The sequence below is a fragment of the Bradyrhizobium sp. 132 genome, from assembly GCF_023074185.1.
GTDB lineage: Bacteria > Pseudomonadota > Alphaproteobacteria > Rhizobiales > Xanthobacteraceae > Bradyrhizobium.
The window spans coordinates 120,549-145,613 of sequence record NZ_JADPKY010000103.1 but is presented as its reverse complement, the minus strand read 5'-3'; the positions used below and the strand labels follow the sequence as shown (position 1 = coordinate 145,613).

The 25,065-nt window shown below is 63.3% G+C and carries 23 protein-coding genes and 1 other RNA gene; 18 read left to right on the top strand and 6 right to left on the bottom strand.

Features of this window, described 5'->3' with window-relative positions:
* The first annotated feature begins 321 nt into the window (after nt 1-321).
* The 10 genes from IVA74_RS20900 to IVA74_RS20855 all read left to right on the top strand — a co-directional run bounded on the left by IVA74_RS20900 (nt 322) and on the right by IVA74_RS20855 (nt 10,658).
* Entirely contained in the window at nt 322-1,620 is a 1,299-nt protein-coding gene (locus IVA74_RS20900; protein ID WP_247347771.1) for a M20 family metallopeptidase, read from the top strand.
* The gene (locus IVA74_RS20895) at nt 1,617-2,456 is read left to right on the top strand and encodes an ABC transporter permease subunit (RefSeq protein WP_247347770.1); all 840 of its coding nucleotides are present in this window, start codon (nt 1,617-1,619) and stop codon (nt 2,454-2,456) included. Before IVA74_RS20900 ends, IVA74_RS20895 begins: the two co-directional genes overlap by 4 nt.
* A gap of 29 nt (nt 2,457-2,485) precedes the next feature.
* On the top strand, nt 2,486-3,496 hold the full coding sequence (locus tag IVA74_RS20890) for an ABC transporter substrate-binding protein (RefSeq protein WP_247347769.1): 1,011 nt from the start codon (nt 2,486-2,488) through the stop codon (nt 3,494-3,496).
* Between the two features lie 62 nt (nt 3,497-3,558).
* The gene (locus IVA74_RS20885; RefSeq protein ID WP_247347768.1) at nt 3,559-4,953 is read left to right on the top strand and encodes an amidase family protein; all 1,395 of its coding nucleotides are present in this window, start codon (nt 3,559-3,561) and stop codon (nt 4,951-4,953) included.
* Between the two features lie 32 nt (nt 4,954-4,985).
* Entirely contained in the window at nt 4,986-5,714 is a 729-nt protein-coding gene (locus IVA74_RS20880) for a Crp/Fnr family transcriptional regulator (protein ID WP_247347767.1), read from the top strand.
* A 147-nt stretch (nt 5,715-5,861) separates the two neighbouring features.
* On the top strand, nt 5,862-6,944 hold the full coding sequence (locus tag IVA74_RS20875; RefSeq protein ID WP_247347766.1) for a serine hydrolase: 1,083 nt from the start codon (nt 5,862-5,864) through the stop codon (nt 6,942-6,944).
* A gap of 200 nt (nt 6,945-7,144) precedes the next feature.
* Nucleotides 7,145-7,579: a nuclear transport factor 2 family protein gene (locus IVA74_RS20870; RefSeq protein WP_247347765.1), complete on the top strand. Its 435-nt coding sequence runs from the start codon at nt 7,145-7,147 to the stop codon at nt 7,577-7,579.
* 111 nt (nt 7,580-7,690) lie between these two features.
* The gene (plsY, locus tag IVA74_RS20865; protein WP_247347764.1) at nt 7,691-8,371 is read left to right on the top strand and encodes a glycerol-3-phosphate 1-O-acyltransferase PlsY; all 681 of its coding nucleotides are present in this window, start codon (nt 7,691-7,693) and stop codon (nt 8,369-8,371) included.
* A gap of 140 nt (nt 8,372-8,511) precedes the next feature.
* Nucleotides 8,512-8,895, top strand: coding sequence for a hypothetical protein (locus IVA74_RS20860; protein WP_247347873.1), 384 nt, complete (start codon nt 8,512-8,514; stop codon nt 8,893-8,895).
* 377 nt (nt 8,896-9,272) lie between these two features.
* Complete coding sequence (locus IVA74_RS20855; protein ID WP_247347872.1) at nt 9,273-10,658, top strand: tetratricopeptide repeat protein; 1,386 nt, start codon at nt 9,273-9,275, stop codon at nt 10,656-10,658.
* A 169-nt stretch (nt 10,659-10,827) separates the two neighbouring features.
* Here IVA74_RS20855 and IVA74_RS20850 read toward each other — a convergent pair whose 3' ends face one another.
* Entirely contained in the window at nt 10,828-11,163 is a 336-nt protein-coding gene (locus IVA74_RS20850) for a DUF6665 family protein (protein WP_247347763.1), read from the bottom strand.
* 53 nt (nt 11,164-11,216) lie between these two features.
* Nucleotides 11,217-11,852, bottom strand: coding sequence for a TetR/AcrR family transcriptional regulator (locus IVA74_RS20845; RefSeq protein WP_247347762.1), 636 nt, complete (start codon nt 11,850-11,852; stop codon nt 11,217-11,219).
* Between the two features lie 192 nt (nt 11,853-12,044).
* Here IVA74_RS20845 and IVA74_RS20840 point away from each other — a divergent pair, with 192 nt between their 5' ends.
* From IVA74_RS20840 to IVA74_RS20825, 4 genes are all read left to right on the top strand, one after another.
* On the top strand, nt 12,045-13,364 hold the full coding sequence (locus IVA74_RS20840) for an HlyD family secretion protein (RefSeq protein WP_247347761.1): 1,320 nt from the start codon (nt 12,045-12,047) through the stop codon (nt 13,362-13,364).
* 25 nt (nt 13,365-13,389) lie between these two features.
* A complete protein-coding gene (locus IVA74_RS20835; RefSeq protein WP_247347760.1) occupies nt 13,390-14,976 on the top strand; it encodes a DHA2 family efflux MFS transporter permease subunit in 1,587 nt (528 codons plus the stop codon).
* 326 nt (nt 14,977-15,302) lie between these two features.
* Entirely contained in the window at nt 15,303-17,102 is a 1,800-nt protein-coding gene (locus IVA74_RS20830) for an ABC transporter ATP-binding protein (protein WP_247347759.1), read from the top strand.
* A 57-nt stretch (nt 17,103-17,159) separates the two neighbouring features.
* On the top strand, nt 17,160-18,560 hold the full coding sequence (locus IVA74_RS20825) for an MATE family efflux transporter (protein WP_247347758.1): 1,401 nt from the start codon (nt 17,160-17,162) through the stop codon (nt 18,558-18,560).
* 31 nt (nt 18,561-18,591) lie between these two features.
* On the opposite strand, the gene IVA74_RS20820 is transcribed toward IVA74_RS20825, so the two are convergent.
* Nucleotides 18,592-19,335, bottom strand: a complete 744-nt coding sequence (locus IVA74_RS20820) for a sulfite exporter TauE/SafE family protein (RefSeq protein ID WP_247347757.1) — start codon at nt 19,333-19,335, stop codon at nt 18,592-18,594.
* A gap of 231 nt (nt 19,336-19,566) precedes the next feature.
* Between IVA74_RS20820 and IVA74_RS20815 the strand changes: the two genes are divergently transcribed.
* Complete coding sequence (locus IVA74_RS20815; RefSeq protein WP_247347756.1) at nt 19,567-19,830, top strand: hypothetical protein; 264 nt, start codon at nt 19,567-19,569, stop codon at nt 19,828-19,830.
* Nucleotides 19,831-19,836: 6 nt separating this feature from the next.
* On the opposite strand, the gene IVA74_RS20810 is transcribed toward IVA74_RS20815, so the two are convergent.
* Nucleotides 19,837-21,207, bottom strand: coding sequence for a PLP-dependent aminotransferase family protein (locus IVA74_RS20810; protein WP_247347755.1), 1,371 nt, complete (start codon nt 21,205-21,207; stop codon nt 19,837-19,839).
* 49 nt (nt 21,208-21,256) lie between these two features.
* On the opposite strand from IVA74_RS20810, the gene IVA74_RS20805 reads away from it, so the two are divergent.
* Complete coding sequence (locus IVA74_RS20805) at nt 21,257-21,730, top strand: DUF983 domain-containing protein (RefSeq protein WP_256467565.1); 474 nt, start codon at nt 21,257-21,259, stop codon at nt 21,728-21,730.
* 179 nt (nt 21,731-21,909) lie between these two features.
* Here IVA74_RS20805 and rnpB read toward each other — a convergent pair.
* Nucleotides 21,910-22,391: RNase P RNA component class A (rnpB, locus tag IVA74_RS20800), an RNA gene on the bottom strand.
* A 149-nt stretch (nt 22,392-22,540) separates the two neighbouring features.
* Between rnpB and IVA74_RS20795 the strand changes: the two genes are divergently transcribed.
* Nucleotides 22,541-22,894: a YciI family protein gene (locus IVA74_RS20795; protein ID WP_247347753.1), complete on the top strand. Its 354-nt coding sequence runs from the start codon at nt 22,541-22,543 to the stop codon at nt 22,892-22,894.
* 22 nt (nt 22,895-22,916) lie between these two features.
* Nucleotides 22,917-24,149, top strand: a complete 1,233-nt coding sequence (locus IVA74_RS20790; RefSeq protein WP_247347752.1) for an RNA polymerase sigma factor — start codon at nt 22,917-22,919, stop codon at nt 24,147-24,149.
* Nucleotides 24,150-24,271: 122 nt separating this feature from the next.
* On the opposite strand, the gene IVA74_RS20785 is transcribed toward IVA74_RS20790, so the two are convergent.
* Nucleotides 24,272-25,054, bottom strand: a complete 783-nt coding sequence (locus IVA74_RS20785) for an N-acetylmuramoyl-L-alanine amidase (protein WP_247347751.1) — start codon at nt 25,052-25,054, stop codon at nt 24,272-24,274.
* Nucleotides 25,055-25,065 lie beyond the last annotated feature (11 nt).

Here is a 25,065-nt window from a genome sequence, read left to right as displayed (position 1 = left end):
CATTGCAGGCCCGCTCCGCCGGCGGCGGTCATTGTTTCGCGTTCGCGCGCAACGGGCGCCGAGTCCTGCACGCGTGGCGCCGCATGGAATATCTGGACCGGCCGGCCTTGCGCTGAGCCCTGCCTGTTCAGCCGACGCCGCGTCTTCGGCAGAGCGCATCTCGGGCGCAAAAATTTGCGCACTCGCAGTTCTTGTCTAAATCGTTGAAATCAAAACGACAATTGTGTCGTGGCGGGCTTTGCCGGAAGTTGGCACAATCGCTGCAATGGGGAGGCTGCCACGAAACGGCGCTGCCGGCGCCGTGAGCCAGCGGACCCCGTCATGCAGATGCCTGTCGCCCCTCCTTACTCGGATATCGAACGGCGCGTGCTGTCGCACATCACGGAGGAGCGCTGGCTTGAACTCGCATCCGAACTGATCCGCACCGGCCAGCCCCGTTCCGGCAATCCGCTGGATCCCGATTTGCCGCCTGCCGAGGAAGAGGCGACCTCGATGCTGGTCGCGGGCAAGCTCGAAGCGCTCGGCATGGAGGTCACCAAGCACAGCGCGCAGCCGCACCGGCCGAACGTGCTCGGCGTGCTCAAGGGACGGGCCGGCGCGCCCTCGCTCATTCTCAACGATCACCTCGACACCTATCCGGTCGTCGAGCCCGAGAAATGGCACATGACGGATTTCGATCCGTTCAAGGCGACGCGCCACGGCGATCTGCTTTATGCACGCGGCACGTCCGACACGCGCGGGAACCTCGCAGCATCGCTGCTCGCAGTGCAGGCCCTGATCGAAGCGGGTGTGAAGTTCGATGGCACCTTGATGTGTTGCTACACCGTCGATGAGGAGCGGAACGGCACCGAGGGCTCCATCTACATGCTGAACAAGGTCGGCCTTACCGCCGACTACGAGATCACCGCCGAGCCGACCGCGTGGGGTGACGTCAACAAGGACTGGGGCATGAACCTGTCGGTGGCCAATTCCGGCCACTGCCTGATCGAGCTCACCGTTCACGGGATCAAGTCGCACATCTGGCGGCCGGACATCAGCGTCAACGCCATCATGGAAGCGGCAAAGCTGTTGCCGAAGTTGAAGGACATGGCGTTCACGCATGTGCCGAGCAAGTTCATGGGCCATACGCCGCCCTGCTGCGCCGTGGTGCGCATTCGGGCCGGCCTGCCTGGCGAGATGCAGTTCTCGCCGGATGCCTGCACCATTACGCTCGCCGTGGTCGGCATCGTGCCCGGCATGACGCTGTCGAGCGTGATCTCGGACATCGAGCGTCTCGGACGGGACACTTTTGCGGGCGTGAACGACGTCAAGGTGGGGGTGCGCCAGGTGCCTGGATCGCTGTTCGTCAACGCGACCGAACCGGTGCCGGTCGAGGAGGAGCCCTGCCGCTCCTTGCGCACGGTTTACCGGCGTCTGATGGGCCGCGAGCTCGGGGTCAACCGCAAGAATGCCTTCAACGACACGATCCGCTTCCGCGAAGCCGGCATCAATGCAGTGACGTTCGGTCCCGGAGAAGACGGCTGGGCCGTCGACAACGAGAACATCTCGATCACCAAGTCGGTGATGGCGACGCGGATCTACGCGCTGACCATCATGCAGATCCTGGGAGTGCGGACATGAGCGTCGAGGCGAGCCCCATGGCCATTCCGATCTCGGCGGATCGCACGCGACGCGGCAGCCTGCCGCTGCGGCTTCCGAAGGTCTCTCGATCGGTGCTGCTCTCGACGCTTACCGTCGCAGTGCTGCTGGCTGGCTGGGCCATCGTCACGGAGAGGGGTTGGGCCAACGAGCTGTTCCTGCCGAAGCCGCAGGCGGTATGGGCCGCGTTCGTCAAGACGATGACGAGGGGCTATCAGGGTGCAACGCTGTTTCAGCATCTCGGCGCAAGCCTCTGTCGTATCCTCACGGCGTTCACACTGGCCTGCCTGATCGGCATTCCGCTCGGCGTCATCATGGGCGTGTCGCGCAACGCACGCGCGCTGCTCAATCCGTTGATCGAGTTCTACCGGCCACTGCCGCCGCTCGGCCTTTACACGCTGCTGGTGATGTGGCTCGGCATAGGCGAGAGCTCGAAGCTGTCGCTGCTGTTTCTTGCCGGCTTGCCGGGCATCGTCATCTCGACGATCCAGGCCGTCACCAGCGTGGACCCGGTCTATGTGCGCGCCGCTCAGTCGCTTGGCGCGACCCGGCGCCACCTGCTCTTTCACGTCTACCTGCCGGCGGCGGGACCGCTGATTCTCGCCGGCATGCGCATCTCGCTCGGATTTACCTACACCGTTCTCGTCGCCGCCGAAATCGTCGCGGCATCCGCCGGCATCGGCTGGATGATCTGGGACGCGGCAAAATTCCTACTCTCCGACATCGTGATCATGGGGCTGATCGTGCTCGGTCTCACCGGCGTCGCGCTCGACCTCATTATGCGCGGCATCGCGAAACTGCTGATGCCGTGGGCCTGAATCCAATCCTGATCGTAGGGGAGACCTTCATGATAAAGAGACTGATTGCGACGCTCGCAGTTGCCACGTTGGCGCTCACGGCCGCGGTACGCGCCGAGGACAAGCCGGCGAAGGTGACCGTCGGCTATCTGAACCTCGTGAACGCGCAGCTGGTCACCAAGCATCTTGGCCTGCTCGCCAAGGAGATGCCGGGCGTCGACATCAAGTACGTCAAGATCGGCGGCGGCGGCGACATGCTACGCGCGATCGCCGGCAACGACGTCGACTTCGGCGATCTCGGCAACCCGCCGACCGCGATCGGCGCGACGCGCGCCCTGCCGATCAAGGGCATCCTGGTGATCAACATGCTCGACTACGTCGAGTCGATGGTGGTTCGCACCGACAAGAACATCACCTCGCTCAAGGACCTCAAGGGCAAGACGGTGGCGGCGCCGTTCGGCTCCACGACACACTACCTCCTGCTCCAGGCGCTCAAGGACGAGGGTGTCGATCCCGCCTCGATGAAGATCTTGGACCTCGCGCCGTCGGACATCGCGGCGGCTTGGCTTCGCGGCGACATCGACGCTGCCTGGTTCTGGGAGCCTAATCTCGGCAAGGCCGTGAAGAACGGCGGCAAGATCCTCGTCACCTCGGGCGACATGGCCAAGCGCGGTTACCCGACCTGGGACATCGGCGTCGTCATGAACGCGTTCGCGGAGAAGTACCCGTCCTACGTCGACAAGTTCATCAGGGCCGAATGCGAAGGAATCGAATTCTGGCTGAAGAATCCGGAAAAGACCGCGGAGATCATCGCGGAAGAGCTTTCGCTGGCCATCGAGGACGCGCAGCGAATGATGGAGGGCACCGGGATGGTTCCCTGCAACAGGCAGCTCACGGAGGAGTATCTCGGCACATCCGCGAAGAAGGGCAAGTTCGTCGACACGCTGGTCTCGACCGCCGACTTCCTGGTGAAGCAGGAGCGCCTGCCGAAGCTGCTGCCGCGCGCCGACTTCGAAGCCTTCATCCAGCCCGCATATCTGGAGAAGGTGATCGGCCGCTAAGGTCGGTGCCGGCGGGCTTGTCTCGCCGGCGCATTGCCAATTCCTGCAAGCACGTGACCGACATGAATCTCGCACCTCGCCACCTCCGTGCCGCCTATCGCAGCGGTGAGCTCAAGCCGTCCGATGTCGCCGCGCATGCGCTTTCGCGCCTCGACGACGCCGACCAGAGCGGCGTCTGGATCTCGACGGCAAATCCCGAAAGCGTCATGGCAAAGGCCCGCGCGCTCGATGCTCGCATAGGCGAGATCGGCCAACTGCCGCTCTACGGCCTCGTGTTCTCGGTCAAGGATTGTATCGATGTGGCCGGCGAGCAGACCACCTCGGCCTGCCCGGAATTCGCCTACACCGCGAAAGACACGAGCCCGGTTGTCGCCGACGCCATCGCCGCCGGCGCGATCTATCTCGGCAAAACCAATATGGATCAGTTCGCGACCGGCCTCGTGGGCGTGCGCTCGCCCTATGGCATCGCCCGCAACCCGCATAACCCGGACTACATTCCCGGCGGCTCCAGCTCGGGCGCCGCGGTATCGGTCGCGACAGGCACCTCGTCCTTTGCTTTCGGCACGGATACCGGCGGATCGGGCAGGGTGCCGGCGTCCTATTGTGGCGTGACCGGCTTCAAGCCCGCGCCCGGCGCCTTCAGTCAGCGCGGCATGGTCTACGCGTGCCGATGTTTTGATACCATTTCGCTCTACACGCGCGATCCCCGCGATGGCCACGACGTCTATCGCGTGTTGGCGCGGCGCGATGCCGAGGACTGCTTTTCACCGGTAGATTTCGCCGGATGGACGGAGCAGGCATCCCCAGCGCGGCCGCTCAACATCGCAACGCCGCGTCCGGATCAGCTCAGGTTCTTCGGCAATTCGGAGACGGAGGCGCTGTTCGGCGATGGGCTCCGCAAGCTGCGGCAGCTCGATCTGTCGGTCGCATCGATCGATTTCTCGCCATTCATTTCGGTCAACGACCTGATGTTTTTCGGACCTTTCCTCGCCGAGCGGGACGTCTCGGTCGGCGCGTTCCTCGACGCCAGCCCGGACGCGGGGGTGAAGATCGTGCGCGACCTCGTCATCGGCAGCCGGAAGTTCACGGCAGCCGACGCCTATCGTGCGCTCTACAAGGTCAAGGAGGTCCAGCGATCGTTGCGCGATTTCTGGCAAGATCACGATGCGCTGGTCGTGCCGACGGTCGGCACCGTGCTGAGCATCGACGACGTCGCGCGCGATCCGCTGACGGCCAACTTCAACAACGGCTATTACACCAATTACGCCAACCCGCTGGGCCTGGCCGCCATCGCCGTTCCGAACGCCGTCACCGCAGCCGGCGTGCCCTATGGCGTCACGTTCCTGGCACCGGCCGGCCGGGAGCGCCTGCTCACCGATCTGGCGTGCGCTTTCGTGGAGGCTTCAGCCGGGCCCGACCATCTGCGCCGCGTTGCAGTCGGAGCGGAGACCTCCTAGCCTTCGAGCCGTCACTCGAAGGGAGACTGATCGTGGGGCGCAGCGATGCGCATGAGGTGGCCGATCCAGCTGAGCCGCGCGCTGAACTGTCACGGCCCGGGACCGGACGTTATGTGCTGAAGGCGTTGGACAAGCCCGATCTGGACCTGGTGATGCGAACCGGCAGGCTCGCGACCTACCAGAACCGCGAATATCTGCTGCGGGAGGGCGAGCCCGCGAATGGCATCCACATCATCCTGACCGGGATCGTCGAAAGCACCCATGCTGGCACGCAAGGGCGCGAACTGATGCTGTCGACCTGGGAGGCAGGTGACTTCGTCGGCGCGCCCTATATCCTCGGCGATCATCGCCACAGCTGGTCAGCCCGCGCGCTTGGGCGGGTCGAAGCACTGCATCTCGACCAGGATGCGGTCCGCCGGTTGATCGCGCAGTCGCCCTCGTTCGCAGTCGCGCTGATCGAGTGCCTCGGCTTCAAGGGCGAGACCTATTCGATGCTGGCGCAGACGCTGGCGGGACAGAAGGCGGCGGAACGGTTGGTCCTGCTCCTGGTCAAGCTGTGCGAGAACGCGGCCCAGGACGAGAGCGGCCCGATCTCGCTTGGCCGCATCACGCAGGCCAATCTCGCGCGCATGATCGGCGCCACGCGCCAGTCGATCAGCCTGATCCTCAGCCGCCTCCAGGACGACGGCATCATCTCGACCGGCCCGACCAAGATGGTCGTCAACGATCTCGCCGCGCTGAGGAGGCAGGTTACCGATTAGGGGTGTACTCATAAAGGTCAGCTTACCGACGCAAACGGAAGTCTCCCGCCTTGAGCATGATGGGCGGCTTGTGACCCGGAGCGGACTTGCCGCAATTTAGCCGCATGAGATGGATCGCAATGGCGGCCCAAGAAGAGGGGCAGGCAAATGGTCAACGGCGTCTGTTTTTGGCAATTGCGGAGAAAGTGGTGCGTTGGACTTGCCTCGATACTGCTTCCCCTGCTCATAGGCTCCCCCTGCCTGACAGAAGGGCAACTCAATTCGGGCACGCTGGCACACCTCAGTTCGCAGCTTGCCGAGCAATACCCCGCAGTTCGGAGCGTTGTGTTCGCGCGACATGGGTGCGTCGAGTTCGAGTATTACAGGGTCGGCCTGAATGCGCAGAGCCTGTTACCGGTGCACTCAATCACGAAGAGTGTACTCTCGATTTTGATCGGGATCGCGCTCGACAAGGGATACCTGCGCGTCGATAAAACGCTTTCCGAGTTACTACCCGAGGCATTGAGTCCGACAGTGGATCCCCGCGTACGTGACATCACGCTTCGGGATTTGCTGACGATGACCTCGGGCTTTGATTCAGGCGCGCCGTTTGGAGCGAAGGTCACCGCTCCGCCACGCGAAATGTGGGAGTGGACACTCTATCGGCCCATTCAGTACAAACCCGGCACTCAGTTCGACTACGACGACGACAGCGTTAATCTGTTGTCGGTGGTTTTGGCGCGGGCGCTTCAACAAGACTCAAAGAGCTTCGTAGAGCAAAACCTGTTCGGCCCTCTGGAAATCGCGAATTATGATTGGAGAGCGGATGGAGAAGGCCACCTTATTGGCGCAACAACACTCTCTTTAACCGCGAGGGACATGGTCAAGCTTGGCCAATTGTATCTTCAACGCGGACGGTGGGGAGATGAGCAGGTTGTGTCGAGCGAATACGTAGCTGCCTCCAGTGCGAAGCACAATGATGGTGGCCCTCCGGTCAGAGCGGCTTATGGCTACCTTTGGTGGGTGACGCGCACCAGCACAGGGCTCCACGCTTTCTTCGCCGCAGGCACGGGTAGTCAGATTATCTACGTTGTCCCAGAACTTGATCTTGTCTTGGCCGTGGCGTCTCTCGCGAGCATTCCCGGCGGAAGCATGCGGTTTGTAAATGATCTGCTCTTGCCCGCAATTGCCCTCGAACCCATATCGCCGACCTGTGTTGGTCATCTAAAACTGGACAAATCTTCCCATTGAGGATGGCGCTACGGGCCCATAGGCGAGCTGGCGGCACCCCTCCACGAGGTCCGCTTACGAAGGAATGGCGTACCAGATTTGATCACCTGGAGTACTTCGTGTTGTGACCCTAAAGAGACGTTGTTGTCACACGTGGCTGCGTTCCATACTCTGGCGTAACAGAGAGCGCTGTCAATCGACTATAGTGAAACGGAGGGAACATGGCAGTCAGATTAGCGACCATTCTTGTTTGGTTGGTGCTTGCCATTCCGCGCAACTCGATTGCGGGAGACACGCTTGGTGATGCCGCCATGGACGACATGCACAAGCATTTCTCAGAAGCGTACAATCGCGGTGATCTGGACACTATGGCCGCGACATTTGCAGAGAACGCTGTGCGGGTGACGCCCAGCGGCATCTTTCAGGGGCGGGACGCCATCCGCCAGAGTTTCAGCGACGCCCTCAAGCTCGGATTGCATGATTATTCGGTTCAAAGAACCATCTCGCGTCCCGAGGGCATCTTCGTTTTCAATGCGGGAACATGGCAGGCCAAGGTAGGTGATCGTTCTTTTCACGGTTATTACTCATCCATTCTTACTAGCGAGGGCGGACAGCCGAGGATAATCGAAGAAACGGTTGCAGTTGCCGCCCCTTGATCGTCACGACTTGTTTCCCGGAGAAGCGGGACTACAGCTTTCCGTTTGTGGCCGATAGCGGTCAGACGAAGTCGGAGATAAAACAGCGTTCAGAAAACTGGACATAAACCCATGGCTTTTTGGACAGCGGGCGCGGTCGCGTTGGTGATCGCCTATCTACTCGGCTCGTTCCCCACGGGCTATCTCGCGGGAAAACTGCTCAGAGGCATCGACATTCGAAGGCATGGCTCCAAGTCCACCGGGGCAACGAATGTCTTGCGGACCCTCGGTAAATGGCCTGCCTTGTTCGTGCTCGTCGGCGATGTGCTGAAGGGCGTGGCTGCCATCATCGTCGCACGCTCGCTCTGTCCTTGGCTCTATGCAGAACTATCCCCTCCGTCGACAGGGTCTGATCTGCAAATCGGGGTGCCATGGGCTGTTTGTCTGGCCGGAATTGCCGTGCTGTTGGGACATAGCCGATCGGTCTGGCTGAACTTCACGGGCGGCAAGTCGGCTGCGGCCGGGCTCGGTGTGTTGCTGGCGCTGTCGTGGCCCGTGGGATTGGGGGCTGCGACCGTCTTTGGCGTCGTGGTGGCTATGACCCAGATCGTTTCCTTGAGCTCGATGCTCGCAGCGTTGACGGCAATCGTCGTTGTCTGCGCGGTCGAGCACCCATTGCCGTATCGGTTGATGGTGATCGGAGGCGGTCTTTACGTGATCATCCGCCATCGTTCCAACATCCAAAGGCTTTTGGCGGGAACTGAGCCGCGGCTGGGTCGAAATGGCCGAGATGCGAAACCGGCGCAGGTTTAGCACATGCTTATCTGGGTCCACTTGTGACCCCAAGCCGACCTTCTGCGATCCTTAGGCGCGCGGGACGACTGGAAGACATGTCGTACGGTCAGTACGCCTAGGGCGGCTGATTGACTGCATCTGAATGAACGGTGGCTAAGATGAAGTGTCTGCGTGTTTACTCGACTGCCGATGGCGAGTCTCACTTCGATGAAGTCGAAATCCCGACGACCTCTCGACAGGTTCACCCCAATGCCGTCGCATTCGAAGTGTCGGGAAAGTACGTGGCGTCAGGCCTGCGTTTCACGCACATCCCGGCGGGAGCGCGCGAGGTTGATTGGCATACAGTGCCTGAGCGCGTGCTGACGGTGAGGCTCGATGGATCGGCAGAATACCAGACAAGTGACGGAGATGAGAGGCGCGTGCCAGCCGGTAGCTTTGTCTTGTTTGAGGACGTGGATGGCAAGGGACATAAATCGCTACATTCGCCGCAAGAACAGACAGTGCTCTGGATCAGTCTGCCGCAAGGTCTCGATAGGCCCTAAGCTGAGTGGCAGAACCGCTTGTGGCCCATCGCTGCCGTTAAGACGGTGCCGCTACATGTCGGTTCAGAGGGGTAGATCGGAAATTTGCAGTGGAGCGCTAGACCGACGCTTTTGACCCAAACCGGACATCTATCCGGCGATTGTAGAGGCGACACTTAGAAAAAAGGGCGAATGAGTCAGAAGCGTTGACCAACCTGAACCCGCGTAATTCTGCTATTGTTAGAAGTCCGGACGTGGGGCCCGTGCGCGGAGGCAACGGTGACAAACTCGGACGTCTCCAACGAACCACCTAGCAAACCGCCCGATAATGAGCAGCCGAAAAAGCGCCATTCCATGAGGAGCAACCGGGGAAGCCGCCATCGGATCGCAATTTGAAGATGCGGCTGCGGGCACGATTGCAGTTGATCGGGGGCGCGCTCGCCTCGATTGCCGCCGTCGGTGCGATCGCGGGCGGCCTCGTCGGCTACTGGACTGTTTGGAACACGCTCCGCACGGACGTGTTTCCGGGAAGCCAAAAAACGCAGAAGGAAGCTACGACCCGGCCCGACATTGCTCCGCGTTTGTCTCTCGTTGTCCTGCCATTCGCAAACCTCAACAACGACCCAGAGCAGGACTATTTCGCTGAGGGTATTACGACCGATCTGACGACCGACCTCTCGCAAATTCCCGATACATTCGTCATCGGGCGCGGGACGGCTTTCACCTATAAGAACAAGCAGGTCGATCTCAAGACGCTTGGAAAGGATCTTGGTATCCGATGGGCGGTACAGGGGGCCGTGCAACGGGCTGGAGATCGGGTCCGGATGAACGTGTCACTTGCCGACCTGTCGAGCGGTCGCGACGTCTGGTCGGACCGCTTTGACGGCGATCGGACCAATCTTGCGGCCTTGCAGGAGCAAGTCACGGCGCGGCTCGCTCGCTCTCTGAACGTCGAACTCATCCAGGCCGAAAGCCGGCGCAGCCAAATGGACAGGGTAACCAATCCAGACGCTGTGGATTTCAGCATGCGTGGCTGGGCGAAGCGCTATGGGCCCCGGACCAAGTTAACGAATGCACAGGCAAACGACTTGTTCGAGCGCGCACTGCGCCTCGATCCGGACAACATCGATGCAATGATCGGCAAGGCGTTGTGTATAGCGGATGGCGTGATCTACGGATGGTCAACGTCCGTAGTCGAGGACAAACGGACGGCGCTCAAGCTAATTGATCAAGTTCTCGCACAACGCCCTGCGACCGCAATCGCGCACGCAGCCAAGGGAAACATATTGAACTATGGAAATCCTGAGCAAGCCTTGCCTGAATACGACGCAGCCTTAGAAATCGATCCTAATTCGCCCGTCGCGTATGCATCCAAGGGAATCGTACTTATTACGGCGGGACGCGCGCGCGAAGCGTTTTCCCCGATTCAGATCGCTTTGCGCCTAAGCCCCAAAGATCCGGCCGCTGGCACTTGGCGATTTTTCCTCTGCCATGCTCAAATCCATCTTCGCCAATACAAGGAGGCCATCGAGGAATGTAAGCGCTCCATCAACTTGAACAAATCGGACTGGTTTCCGTATCCGGATCTGATTTCAGCTTATGGAGCAACTGGCCAATTGGAAATGGCCCAACAGGTATTGGTCGAATTGAATGCAATCCGACCGGACTTCACGATCCAGTGGTTCCAGCAAATCGGCTACGCACGTTCGAGCAATCCGCAGTTTCGTCGTGAGTACGACGACATCGTCGAAGGACTCAGAAAAGCTGGCGTTCGCGAGCACTGAGGTGACCACGATCTTCATTGATTACTTACGAGCAGAGGTCCGCGTCTGGCACATCTGCGACCTCGGAGGCCATCCGCTGTTCGGCCGGTGTTGGCGTTAAGCCGGACATCAGGCGGCCGGCCGCTCAATGAGTGCACGCCTAGCGCCCGGTGCCGTAGAAAAATCATCTTCAGGCCGACTTCGACGGTACTGGGACCAGCCCCATGCAGCGCTGCACCTCGGCCGGGACATTGTAGGTCCGCATGATGTGGCGGCTGTCGCGCAAGCCGGATGCCTCACGCTGCACCACGAACATCCAGAGCGCGTGGCCGGCTTCCATCACCAGCTTGCGCCTGGCCGGCTGCATCGGGGCCGGCACCTCGGGGAGGGCATGGGCGGCGTCGAACTCGCGTAAGCGCGCCAGCGCCTGTTCGAGCGTGCGGCCCATCCGTCCAAGCGCGGAGGCCTGTTCCTGAACGATCTCGTAATGGAGGATATCGACCGGCGGCCGAAGATCACGGGACATGGGCCCCAATATAGGACCGCCGGAACGGCCTGCAACGCATGCCCGGCTTGCCGCTACTTCGCCCGATAAGCCGCCAGGAACATCCGCGTCGCGCTGTCGACGACTTCGGTCATGCGCTCTTCGGACGGCGCGGGTGCGGCCTGGAAGACGAAGGGCAGGAAGAGCGAGGCCTTGCACAGCTCCATGAACTGCGACGCCGCAAGTTCGCAATCGTCGATATCGAGATCGCCAGGGACGACATGGGCTTTGAGATAGTCGGAGAGGCGGTTGATGGTCTTGTCCAGCACCCGCGCATAATAGCGGCGGCCGACATCGGGCATGCGTTCGGCGATCGCCATCACGGTGCGGATTGCGGACCCGCCGCCGGGCCGGCACAGCAGATGGATGTAGGCCTGGCCGAAATCCTTCAGCGTCGTCTCGGCATCGCGGGCGGGATCGAAATTGAACACGACCTGACCGTGCTGGAGCGCCTCCTGCTCGAGGATGGCTTCGAACAGCGCGGATTTGTCGGCGAAGTAGACGTAAAGCGTGCCCTTGGAGACCTGCGCCGCGCGGGCGATCTCGCCCATGCTGGCACCGTCGAAACCGAGATCCATGAACACCTTACGCGCCCCGTCCAGGATCTGGCGCCGCTTGGAGCTGTCCTCTTCTTGGACGACGTGTAGTTGTTCGCGGCCGGTTACAACCATTGGTTTAGGGTCTCGGAAGGTTTTTGGATCGGTCCAGGGCCATGAAACCGAAATAAAGGATTCGGACCAGTAGGGTCTGCCCGGGAATATTATCTATATTGACCGAACCGTTCGGTCAATGATATTTGAGACAGGCGAGGGGGAACCGGCCGCACGGCGACCGTCCCTCATCGCGCTTTTGGGGAAGCCTTTATGGCCGTATTGAGAGACCAGTCTGCGCGCGTTCTTCGCCAGGATACGGTGGAGACGCCGGCGCCCGCGGGCGGTGACGCCACCACCGAGACGCCCGCAGTTCTCGCCGAGCAGTTGCGCTCTCATGTGACCGAGGAAACCAAGCGCCGCACCAGCGATGCGCCGGAGAAGCCCGTGACCGACAAGCCGGCCGCAGCCCCAGAGGCGACCGCCGCCCCCGCCGCGCCGAAATCGGGCAAGCGCAAATTCGTGATGATGGGAGTAGGCCTGGTGCTGGCGCTCGCGGCCGCGAGCTATGCCGGCTATTACACGCTGGTCGGGCGCTTCTACGTTGCCACTGACGACGCCTATGTCCGCGCCAACAATACCATGCTGGGCGCGCGCGTTGCCGGTCACATCTCCTCGATCCTTGCTGGCGACAACGCCACGGTGCGTGCCGGCGACATCGTCTTCCGCATCGACGACGGCGACTACAAGATCGCAGTCGACGCCGCCGCGACCAGGATCGCGACCCAGCAGGCCACCATCGATCGCATCGGCCGCCAGGTTGCGGCGCTCGACAGCCAGGTCGCACAGGCCAAGGCGCAGTTCGTGTCCGCCGAAGCCGGCCTCAAGCGCGCCGACCTTGATTACGAGCGCCAGCAGGCGCTGAACAGCAAGGGCTTTGCCTCACGCGCCACCTTCGAAACTTCGGAAGCCGGACGTGACCAGGGCGCCGCCGCGGTCAAGGCCGCACAGGCCGCCTATGATGTCGCGGTCAGCAATGTCGACGTCGCCAAGGCGCAGCAAGCCGAAGCGCAGGCGCAACTCGCCGAGCTCAAGACCACGCTCGCCAAGGCCGAGCGTGATCTCAGCTTCACTGCGGTGCGCGCGCCGGTCGACGGCACGTTCTCGAACCGCCTCGTCAGTGCCGGCGACTTCGTCGCGGTCGGCCAGCGGCTCGGCAACGTCGTGCCGCTCGACAACGTCTATATCGACGCCAATTTCAAGGAAACCCAGCTCAAGCGCATCCGTCCCGGCCAGCCGGTGACGATCAAGGTCGATGCCTACGGCATGCGCAAGTTCTCCGGCGTCGTCGACAGCATCGCGGCGGGTTCGGGCTCGGTGTTCACGCTGCTCCCGCCTGACAACGCCACCGGCAACTTCACCAAGATCGTGCAGCGCGTGCCGGTCCGCATCCGCGTGCCGAAGTCGGTCGCGAGGCAAAACCTGCTCCGCGCCGGCATGTCGGTCTATGCGACCGTCGACACCAACAAGGGCGCGGTCGACGCCGACAGCGAAATCGATCTGGACGATCCCACCACGGTCCATCCGCAGTAGCGCGCCGGCGCTTCGAGGTCAGGCCATGGCGAACGCCACCACCGCTTCACCTGCCATGATGGCGGATCCCGCTTCGGAGCGCATCGCGCCGAAGCGGCTGTTCGCTTTCATCATCATGGTGTTCGGGATGTTCATGTCGATCCTGGACATCCAGATCGTCTCGGCGTCCCTGAGCGAGATCCAGGCCGGCCTGTCGGCAAGCTCCAGTGAGGTCTCCTGGGTCCAGACCGCCTATCTGATCGCCGAAGTGATCGCGATCCCGCTGTCGGGATTTTTGTCGCGCGCCTTCGGCACGCGGCTGTTGTTCGCGATTTCTGCCGCCGGCTTTACTGCTTCGAGCCTGTTCTGCGGCTTCGCCACCACCATCGAGGAGATGATCCTCTGGCGTGCGCTCCAGGGCTTTCTGGGCGCCGGCATGATCCCGACCGTGTTCGCCTCGGCTTACACTGTCTTCCCGCGCTCCAAATTCCACATCGTCGGTCCCATCATCGGCTTGGTCGCGACGCTGGCCCCGACCATTGGGCCGACCGTCGGCGGCTACATCACCGACCTGATGTCGTGGAACTGGCTGTTCTTCATCAACATCGTGCCCGGCATCGGCATCACCCTGGGGGTGCTGGCGCTGGTCGATTTCGACGAGCCGCACTTCGAATTGCTCGACCGCTTCGACTGGTGGGGCCTGCTGTTCATGGCCGGCTTCCTCGGCACGCTGGAATACGTACTGGAGGAAGGCCCGCAATACGAATGGCTGCAGGACCCCTCGGTCGCGATCTGCGCCGCGGTCTGCGCCGTCTCGGGGATCGCCTTCTTCTGGCGCGTGTTCACGGCGGCCGAGCCGATCGTCAATCTGCGCACCTTTTCCAATCGCAATTTCGCAATCGGCTGCGTACTTCAGTTCTGCATCGGCATCGGCCTCTACGGCCTGACCTATATCTATCCGCGCTATCTTGCCGAGGTGCGCGGCTACAGCGCGCTGATGATCGGCGAGACCATGTTCGTCTCGGGCATCACCATGTTCCTGGTCGCGCCGCTGGTCGGCCGTCTCATGGCGAAGTACGACATGCGCTACATGATCGCGTTCGGCCTCGTCGTGTTCGCGATCGGCTCCTACCAGATGACCTGGATCACGCGCGACTACGATTTCTACGAGCTGCTCGTGCCGCAGATCCTGCGCGGCATCGGCATGATGTTCGCGATGGTGCCGACCAACAACATCGCGCTCGGCACGCTGGCGCCGGACCGGGTGAAGAATGCCTCGGGCCTGTTCAACCTGATGCGCAACCTCGGCGGCGCGGTCGGGCTTGCGGTCATCAATACCGTGCTCAACGACCGCACGGACCTGCACATCACCCGCCTGCAGGAGCGCGTGACCTGGGGCAATGCCACCGCGACCGAAACCCTGACCATGTTCATGCAGAAGTTTCAGGGGCTCGGCGACTCCACGCTGATGGCGATGAAGCAGCTCAGCCAGATCGTGCATCGCCAGGCCGTGGTGATGAGCTTCGGCGATGCTTTCTTCATCCTGACGCTGTTCTATCTCGGCCTCACCCTCACGGTCACGCTGCTGAAGAGGCCTGCCTCGCCGTTCGGCGCCAGCGGCGACGCGCACTAATTTGCAACACTCGTGCGTGATCTCGCGCGAGCCCCGTTGCAAATCACCAATGGCACATCTATAAAGCGCACCTCATTCAATCGAACCGGGAGGATTTGCATGATTTCGTCGCATTCGCAGATCGTACGCCCGCGCTCGATGATGTTCTGGCTCGGTATGTGCTCGGCCTCCTAGAGGCCTCTTCCGCCAGCTTCGATTGGGCTTCCAGTTCCGATCGCTCCGCTCCCCAAGTCAAAGCCAAGTTCAAGTGACGCCGTCTCGGCCCTCGCGGCCGGCCTGCGTCCATCAATGGAGCCGGCCTGCGCCAAAAGCGGCCGGATGATGCCATGACCGCTCTGTCAAAAAAGCCCGCAGCGATACGCGTCGTGCTGCCCTTCGTGTTCCGGCACTGGCTGAAGCAGCCGGGGCGTACGCTTGTCGTCGTTGGCAGCCTGCTGGGCGCGACCGCCGCCGACTTGTTCATGCCGGTATTCTCGGGGCACCTGATCGATGCCCTGACGCGCGGTTCGTCGGATTCCGATGCGCGTCACGCGGCGCTGGTCGCGTTCGGCGCCATCGTGGCGCTCGGCGCGGCCTCGATGGTGCTGCGGCTCGCAGGACTGCAGGTGATCGTGCCGTTCACGCTGAAGATCATGTCCGAGGTCGCGCAGGACGCGTTCATGCGCGTGCAGCGCTTCTCGACCGACTGGCACGCCAACTCGTTCGCGGGCTCGACCGTGCGCAAGATCACGCGCGGCATGTGGGCGCTCGACCTGTTGAACGACACCGTCCTGCTGGCGCTGCTGCCCTCGCTGGTCGTGCTGATCGGGTCGATGGTCCTGCTCGGCGTGCACTGGGCCTCGCTCGGCGGGGTGATCGCGCTCGGCGCGCTGGTCTATGTCACGATGACGGTGCTGTTCTCGACGCGCTACATCGCGCCGGCCGCGCGCGTCTCCAACGCCTGGGACACCAAGGTCGGCGGCACGCTGGCGGATGCGCTGACCTGCAACGCCGTGGTGAAATCCTTCGGCGCGGAAGCGCGCGAGGATGCGCGGCTCGCCCGCGTCATCAACCGCTGGCGCGTACGCGTGCGGCGGACCTGGCTTCGCTACAACACCACCGCCGTGGCGCAGCTCTCGCTGCTGCTGGTCTTGCGCGCCTCCGTGATCGGCGGCGCGGTGCTGCTGTGGATGTCCGGGCATGCTTCGCCCGGCGACGTCACCTATGTGCTGACGAGCTACTACGTCATCCACGCCTATTTGCGCGACGTCGGAATGCACATCAACAACCTCCAGCGCTCGGTCAACGACATGGAGGAGCTGGTGGCGATCCATGACGAGCCGATCGGGATTGCGGATGCGACGGACGCGCGGCCGATTGCGATCGAGAGCGGCGAGATCGTGTTCGACGGCGTCACGTTCCACTATGGCGGCCATAGCGCGCCGCTGTACGACGGACTGTCGGTCACGATCCGCGCCGGCGAACGCGTCGGTCTCGTCGGCCGCTCTGGCTCCGGCAAGACCACCTTCGTCAAGCTGGTGCAGCGGCTCTACGACGTCACCGGCGGCCGCGTGCTGATCGACGGGCAGGACATCGCGCTGGCCACGCAGCAAGCGCTGCGCAGCCAGATCGCGATCGTGCAGCAGGACCCGATCCTGTTTCACCGCTCGCTCGCCGAGAACATCGCCTATGGCCGGCCCGGGGCCGGCGTGGAGGCGATCGAGCAGGCGGCGAGGCTGGCGAATGCGCACGACTTCATCCTGCGCCTGCCGAAGGGCTACGGCACGCTTGTCGGCGAGCGCGGCGTCAAACTCTCGGGCGGCGAGCGGCAGCGCGTGGCGCTGGCGCGCGCCTTCCTGGCGGACGCGCCGGTGCTGATCCTGGACGAGGCGACATCGAGCCTCGATTCGGAATCGGAGGCGCTGATCCAGCAAGCGATGGAGCGGCTGATGAGGGGCCGGACCTCGATCGTGATCGCGCACCGGCTGTCGACGGTGCGGAGCATGGATCGGATCCTGGTGTTCGACCGCGGCGAGATCGTCGAGCAAGGCACGCATGCCAAGCTCGCGGCCAAGCCAGACGGTATTTATCGCGGACTGTTCGAGCGCCAGGTGGTGGAGCTCGGACATCTCGCAGCAGCTGAATGAGTGACGCGCGGCCGGCGGACGAAGATCCGGAGGCTGCGTCGTCAAGGGTGGGATGACATGAAAGACCTGACCAACGGCTCCGTCGCGAAGCACATCCTGGCCATGGCACCGCCGATCATGGTGGGCATGATCACGATCATGCTCTGCCAGCTGGTCGATCTGTACTTCGTCTCGGGCTTGGGCGATGCCGCGGTCGCGGGCGTAGCGGCGGCCGGCAATGCCGGCTTTCTCGTCAACGCGCTGATGCAGGTGCTCGGCGTCGGCTCGGTGGCGCTGATCGCGCATGCGGTGGGTCGCAAGGATCGGCCCGATGCCAATTTGATCTTCAACCAGGCGATCGTGCTGTCGGTGCTGTTCGGCCTGTTGACCCTGGTCGCGGGCGCCGCGCTGTCGCGCGCCTACATGCGTTCGGTTGCCGCGGATCAAGCCACGATCGAGGCGGGGACCACGTACCTGTTGTGGTTCATGCCGGCGCTCGCGCTGCAGTTCGCGACCCAGGTGATGGGATCCGCGCTGCGGGCCACCGGCATCGTACGTCCCGCCATGTTGGTGCAGGCGCTTGCGGTGGTCATCAATATCGCGCTGGCGCCGGTCCTTATTTTGGGCTGGGGCACGGGCCATGCGCTCGGCGTTGCCGGGGCGGGGCTGGCGAGTTCGATCGCGGTGTTGATCGGCGTCGTGATGCTGCTTGCGTATTTCCGCAAGGTCGAGCGCTATGTCGCCTTCAATCCGGCGCAGTGGCGTCCGCAGGCGCACCATCTGAAGCGCATTCTCAACGTCGGTCTGCCCGCCGGTGGCGAGTTCGCGATGATGTTCATCCTCATGGCGGTGGTCTATTTCGTGCTGCGCGATTTCGGCGCGGCAGCGCAGGCGGGTTTCGGGATCGGACAACGTGTGCTGGGCCTGATCCAGATGCCGGCGCTTGCGATCGCGCTCGCCGCCGGGCCGATCGCCGGCCAGAACATGGGCGCCGGAAAAGGCGAGCGCGTGCGCGAAACCTTCGTCAAGGCGGCGCTGATCACCAGTGCCGTGATGATCGGCTTCATGTGCCTTGCTCAGTCGAAGCCGCAGCTCCTGCTCGCCGGCTTCTCGAACGATCGCGAAACCATGGAGGTCGCTTTCCTGTTCCTGCGGATCATCTCGCTCAACATGGTGGCGCAGGGCCTGATCTTCACCTGCTCGAGCATGTTCCAGGGCCTCGGCAATACCAAGCCTGTGTTGTGGAGCTCGGCAACGCGCGTGTTCACCTATTCGCTGCCTGCGATCTGGCTGTCGACGCGGCCGGGCTTTCGGATGGAGTACGTCTGGTACCTGTCGATCGCGGCAACCACGTTGCAGGCGGCCCTGAGCTTGTGGCTGCTACGCCGCGAATTCGGGAAGCGCCTGGTGGTGCACGAGGCGGCTCCAGAGCAGGCTGCACCCGAACCCGTGCCGTCTCCTGCACGTGCGCCCGCGTAGCGATCGCTTGTTCCCGGAAGAAAATGCGGATTTAGTGCGTGCCAAAACTGTTCCAGACGAGGCCGAGGCCCGACAGAAACAACAGACCGAGCACGACATCGCCAAAATGCTTGTCGCTCAATGCGTGATAGACGCGCGCGCCGGCCCATGCGCCGATCAGCGTGCCCGGAAATGCGACCACCGCGAGCCAGACGACCTTGAACTCAACGAGGCCCGAGGCCGTCTGCAACACCAAAGCGGTGGCGAGCACCGTGAAATTGAAGAGCTGGAAGATGCCGCGCCGCTCGTGCTTGTTCCAGCCGCGGATGTTGGCCCACAGGATAGGCAGCGGGCCCGACAATCCGGCGAGACCGCCAAGAATGCCGCCGGCAAAGCCGATCGCGCCGTCGGCGATCCGACCGCCGAAGGCAATGGCGAGCGGCTTCTTGTTGAGGTACAGCGCGCTCGAGAAGATCAGCAGCAGCACGCCGACGCTCAGCTTGAACACGTTTGGATCGGCGGAGGCGACCAGCATGGTGCCCAGCGGCACGCCGATCAGTCCTCCGATCAGGAACGGCCAGACCAGCGAGAGATCAAAACTCTTCCACATCGACGGCAGTGTCGAGCTCTGCGCGATCACCGAGCAGATCAGCACCAGGGGCACCGCGAGCGACGGCGGCAGCACGTAGAGCCAGATGCCAAGCGCCATCAGCGCCGTGCCGAATCCGGCAAGGCCCGAGACGAAGCCCCCGGCCAATGCGCCGAACAGCAGCAGCGCGTAGGTGAGCGTATCCAACAGATTGTCCCTGTTATCTGGGCGATCCCGAACTGTTGATCGCCATCGCTCGCATAGCACAGCTGCGGCCGTGTCGGTCAATTTCAAAACTGCACGCAAGCGTGATCCCCGACGGCGGGCGTTCGCGAAAGACAGGCCCACATGATGCTCGTACTGCAATCTGGGGGGCCGTCCGACGCCATCATGCGGTTCGATCGGCCGGTCACCCGAATGAGAATATGGAGAAGGACGATGACCCGCACGAAGATTGCCGTTGCAGCCGCGCTATTGTCGGCAGCGACTTTGATGCCGACAATGGCGCAGGCGCAGTTTTCCGAGCCTGCGGCCTATCAGGCTGCCCATCCGGACCGCGATGTTCTGAATGGCGGCCAGCTCACGCCCGCCGCGCGCGGGGCCCGCGGCGAGACCGTTGCGCCGAGCGAGGCCTATGCGGCCTATCCGTCCCCCGTCGCGCCGGCTGTTCGCTCCCACCACCATCGCCGCCAGCATCGATAAGTATTGCTAGACGATCTGTCTGGTGTCGGCGGGCCTGTGCAGCGCGCCGACCAGGATGCGCAGCGCTTCGGTCAATTCGGCTCTGTTGCGCGCTGCGCCAAGCGAGACGCGTGCCGCGTGTGGCGCGGTCCCGTCGACGGTGAAGGCCTCGCCGGCGACGATGGCGAGACCATTTCGCAACAGATGCGCCGCGACGTCGGGGCGGCCCTCCGGCAGCCGCAGCCATAGATGATGAGCTGCGGGCTTGGCCAGAAATTGAAAACCCTTCAGTGTCCGTTGCGCAAGCTGCTGGCGTCCGATCGCCTCGCTGCGAATGGCGGTGATGATGCGATCGGCGATGCCGGTCTCGATCCAATGCGTCACCAGGGCGACCATAAGTGGCGCCGGCATCTGCACGGTCGCCTGCAAATGGTTGCGCATCTCCTGCTGGGAGCTCTCGTCGGGCGTCACCAGATAGGCCACCCGTAGCGCCGGCGCGATGCACTTTGACAGCGTGGTCGCCAGATATGTCCGCTCCGGAATGAGATTGGCGATCGGCAATGCGGAGCGGTCGAGCAGACCGTAGGCGTCATCCTCGATCAGCATCGTATCGGCATCGCTGATGATCCTTGCGATGGCGCTGCGGCGCTCGGGGAGAAGCGTCGCGGTGGTTGGGTTGTGCAGCGTCGGAATGAGGTAGACCGCTTTCGGCTTATGCGCGCGACACGCTTTCGCCAGCGCGTCAGGCAGGACGCCGCCGTCATCCATGGCGATGCCGACGAGCTTGACGCCGAGCCGCGCCGCGGCGGCCTTGATGCCGGGGAAGGTGAGGGCCTCCGTCAGCACCACGTCGCCGGGCCTGGCGAGATGGGCGAGCAGGTTGAATAGGATCGTCTGCGTACCGGGAAAGATCACGAGCTTGTCGGCATGTGCGTGCGGAACGCGTGCGCGCATCCAGCGCGCTGCGACCGCGCGCTCATGGCCGCTGCCGCCGGGCGGCTGGTAGTTGAGATGCGCGGTCAGGCCCGATTGCGCGCGGATGGCCTCGAGCCCTGCGATGATTCGCTCGTCCAGCTGCGCTTCGAGCGGATGCGGCGGCACGTTCATCGCGAGGTCGATCGCGACGGGATGCGGCAGATCGACCGCGCGGCGCACGCTGGTCTCCGACACGAACGAGCCCTGACCGACCCGGGCTTCCATGATGCCGCGGCGCCGCGCCTCGGTGTAGGCGCGCGTCACCGTGGTGAGGTCAATGCCGAGCGCTTTTGCGAGGGCGCGCTGCGTCGGGAGTTGCTGCCCGCGTACGAGGCGGCCGGCGGCGATGTCGGCCTCCATGGTATCGACGATGCGTTGATAACGCGGGCCATTCAGCTCCGAGATTGTAGGGGTCCAATCCATGCAATTTGAGCCCATATCCTTTGAATGTATGGATACAAGATAGTATTGTATGGATCAGCGGAAAGGAAGAGGTGCTGTCATGGCAACCGGTTCAGTCTCTCTCACGAAAGCGATGTGGCGCGGTTTCGTGGGCAAATGCCCGAATTGCGGCGAAGGGCATGCGTTCGGCCGTTTCCTGAAAGTGGCTGACGCCTGCGACCATTGCGGCGAGGAGCTGTTTCACCAGCGCGCCGATGATTTTCCGGCCTATCTCGTGATGGTCGTCGTCGGCCATCTCGTGGTCCCGGCGATCCTCGCGGTCGAGACCGCCTACGCGCCGGCAGTCTGGTTGCAATTGGCGGTGTGGCTGCCGGTGACGCTGTTCGCTTCGCTCGCGCTGCTGCAACCGACCAAGGGCGCCATCGTCGGGCTGCAATGGCGGATCGGCATGCACGGTTTTGAGCCGGGTAAACTGCGGCGCGAGGCCGGTCAGCTTGCGCCCGTCTTCGTGAAAGCGGACGCGCGCGCGGCCTCCGGGCCGTAGCGTTTACATCGCGCGACTGGCCGCTACTCCGAACGTCACGGCGCCAGAGGCGCTGATGGCGGTGTTGCAAGAGATCGTGGATAGCGAGCCCCAAAATGGTGAGGGGCCCGATGCGGTCAGCATCGAACCCCTCGTCACTTCTTGGTAGACACGTTTTCTTCTGCTCGAAAACGCTTTAGAATATCAGCCGGCCTGTAAGCCGGGTTCTGTAAGGCATCGTCCGCTTGCGCGAACGATACGTGACGGCCATTCCTCTGGGACCATGTTTGCACATGGCCTCGAGCAACCTACCCGGACGGCGGGCCTGACATCGCCCCGCGGCGTTATCGCTTTCGCGAACAGCCCGCTACGCCGTCCCTATTCGGTTTTGCTCCCGGTGGGGTTTACCATGCCGGCGCCGTTGCCGGAGCCGCGGTGCGCTCTTACCGCACCTTTTCACCCTTACCCGCCTATGCAGCTTGCGCTGCTTCGGCGTGGCGAGCCTTGCGGGCTTGTCACGCCACAGCCCCGTTAGGGGCGAAGGCGGGCGGTTCGTTCTCTGTGGCACTTTCCCTGGGGTCGCCCCCGCCGGACGTTATCCGGCACCGTATGTCAAGGGAGCCCGGACTTTCCTCCCCGGCGGCCTTTCGGCACTTGCCGGAGCGGCCGTCCGGCCGACTGACGGCTTACGCATGGAGCATTTGCGACGGTTCCGTCAAGCCGATATCGCCGCGCACGCGACCTTCAGATAATTTATCCTGAACATGTCGTTTGGGGTCTGGCTCGTTCGACTGGATGTCGGTGATCCCCCGAACACACAGGAGTGAAGCGATGCAGTATCTGCTGATGATCTACCAGAACGAGGTCGAATACGCGAAGAACGACGCTGCCACGGCCCAGAAGATGATGAGCGAATACCAGGCCTTCACGCAAGGCATCATCCAGAGCGGCAATTTCAAGGCCGGCGACCGGTTGCAGCCGACCACGACCGCGACGACGGTCCGCGTGCGCGACGGCAAGACGCTGACGACCGACGGCCCGTTTGCCGAAACGCGCGAGCAACTCGGCGGCTATTACCTCGTGGAGGCCAAGGATCTCGATACTGCGATCGAGATCGCGTCCCGGATTCCGTCGGCGCGCATCGGTTCGATCGAGGTGCGGCCGATCTGGGTCTACGACAAGTGATGGCGCAGCCGCGCATCGGCGCATGACACTGTCCGAGATCGACAAAATCTTCCGCGACGAGGCGGGGCGGGCGCTGGCCACGCTGATCCGCCTCGTCGGCGATTTCGATCTCGCCGAGGATGCGCTCCAGGACGCTTTCGCGGTTGCGCTGGAGCACTGGCCGGCGGGCGAGTTTCCCGACAACCCGCGCGCCTGGTTGGTCAATGTCGCCAAGCACAAGGTGATCGACCGGATTCGCCGGCAGGCCGTCTTCCGCGGCAAGCAGCAGGCACTTGTGCACGAGCTCGAGCTGAACGCGCAGGCGACCGACGAGCCGTCGGCGATGCTCGACGACGACATGCTGCGGCTGATCTTCACCTGCTGCCATCCCGCGTTCGCGCCCGAGGTCCAGGTCGCGCTGACGCTGCGCACCGTCTGCGGGCTCTCCACCGCGCAGGTGGCGCGCGCCTTCCTTGTCGGTGAGGAGGCGATGGCGCAGCGTCTCGTCCGCGCCAAGCAGAAGATCAGGCTCGCCGGCATTCCCTATGAGGTGCCCGAGCGCGACACGCTGGTGCCGCGGCTCGACGGTGTGCTCGCCGTGATCTATCTCGTGTTCACCGAAGGCTATGTGGCGACGTCGGGTGCGGATTTGATGCGGCCCGATCTTGCGGCCGAGGCTATCAGGCTCGGCCGTTTGCTCGACCGGCTGCTGCCCGACCGGACCGGCATCAAGGGCCTGCTGGCGCTGATGCTCCTGCACGATGCGCGCCGCGCCGGGCGTGAGACCGCCGCCGGCGATATCGTGCTGCTGGAAGAGCAGGACCGCTCGCGGTGGGACCGTGCACAGATCGAGGAGGGCCTGCGTCTGGTGGACGACGCGCTACGCGTGCCCGGCCGGCCGCAGCCCTATGCAGTACAAGCCGCGATCGCCGCACTGCATGCGCGTGCGCCGAGCTATGAGCAGACCGACTGGCCGCAGATTGCCGGGCTCTACGAGGTCCTGCTGCGTATCAACCCGTCGCCGGTGGTTGAACTGAATCACGCGGCGGCGGTGTCGATGGTCGACGGGCCGGCACGCGCGCTCGATCTGGTGGATGCGATCGCCGCCCGAGGCGGGCTCGATGGCTACGAGCTGTTGCCGGCGGTGCGGGCGGATCTGTTGCGGCGGCTTGGCCGGAATGAGGAGGCGCGCCAGGCCTATCGCGCGGCGACGGACGCGACGCAGTTGGAGCCGCTGCGACGGCTATATGCGCGAAGGATGAGGGAGATGGAGTAGTTCCTGCCTCATACTCCGTCATTGCGAGGAGCACTTGCGACGAAGCAATCCAGACTGCTTCCGCGGAGGCAGTCTGGATTGCTTCGCTTCGCTCGCAATGACAGGGTGTGTGGCAGTCGCCCTCACTTCGTCGCGATGGTCGTTGCCTCCTGGGGGAGACTCCCCAACAGCGCCTGCAAGGTCGACAGGGTGGAGTGATCCGCGACTCCATCCAGTCGCGCCGGCCGGAAGTGCCGCTGAAACGCGGTGACGACTTCCATCGTCCCGGCGTCGTATTTGCCGGTCAGGGGAACGCCGTAGCCGTATCTGGCGAGCGCCTGCTGCAGGCTCAACACCTCGTCGCTGATGGTGCCGAGCATCAGGCTCTCGCCGCGCACGACCGGCGCGGGCGTGACCCAGTGGCCGACGCCTGAATTGGCCAGCGAATGCCACGGAAATTTTTCGCCGGGATCCTTCTTGCGCGCGGGCGCGACGTCGGAATGGCCGAGCACCCGGTGCGCGGGCACCTTGCGACGGAGCATGATGCCGCGGCACAGCGCGATCACGGCGGCGATCTGGCGCAGCGGGTATTCCGGATAGCCCCAGTCGTGGCCGCGATTGACGATCTCGATCCCGATCGAGCAGGAGTTGATGTCATCCTCGCCGCCCCAGGACGAAACGCCGGCATGCCAGGCGCGCCTGGCCTCCGGCACACATTGTACGATGCGGCCGTCTTCCAGCACGACGTAGTGCGCTGACACCTCGGTGCCCGCGGAGCAGAGCCGCGCCAATGCACCTTCGACGTCGGGCATGCCGGTGTAGTGCAGCACGATCATATCGGGCTGCCGGCCCTTGTTGCGGTCGCCATGGTTCGGTGAGGGGATGATGTCGGAGACGATCGAGGAATCCGGCTCGAACGTCCGCATGTTCGCCGCGG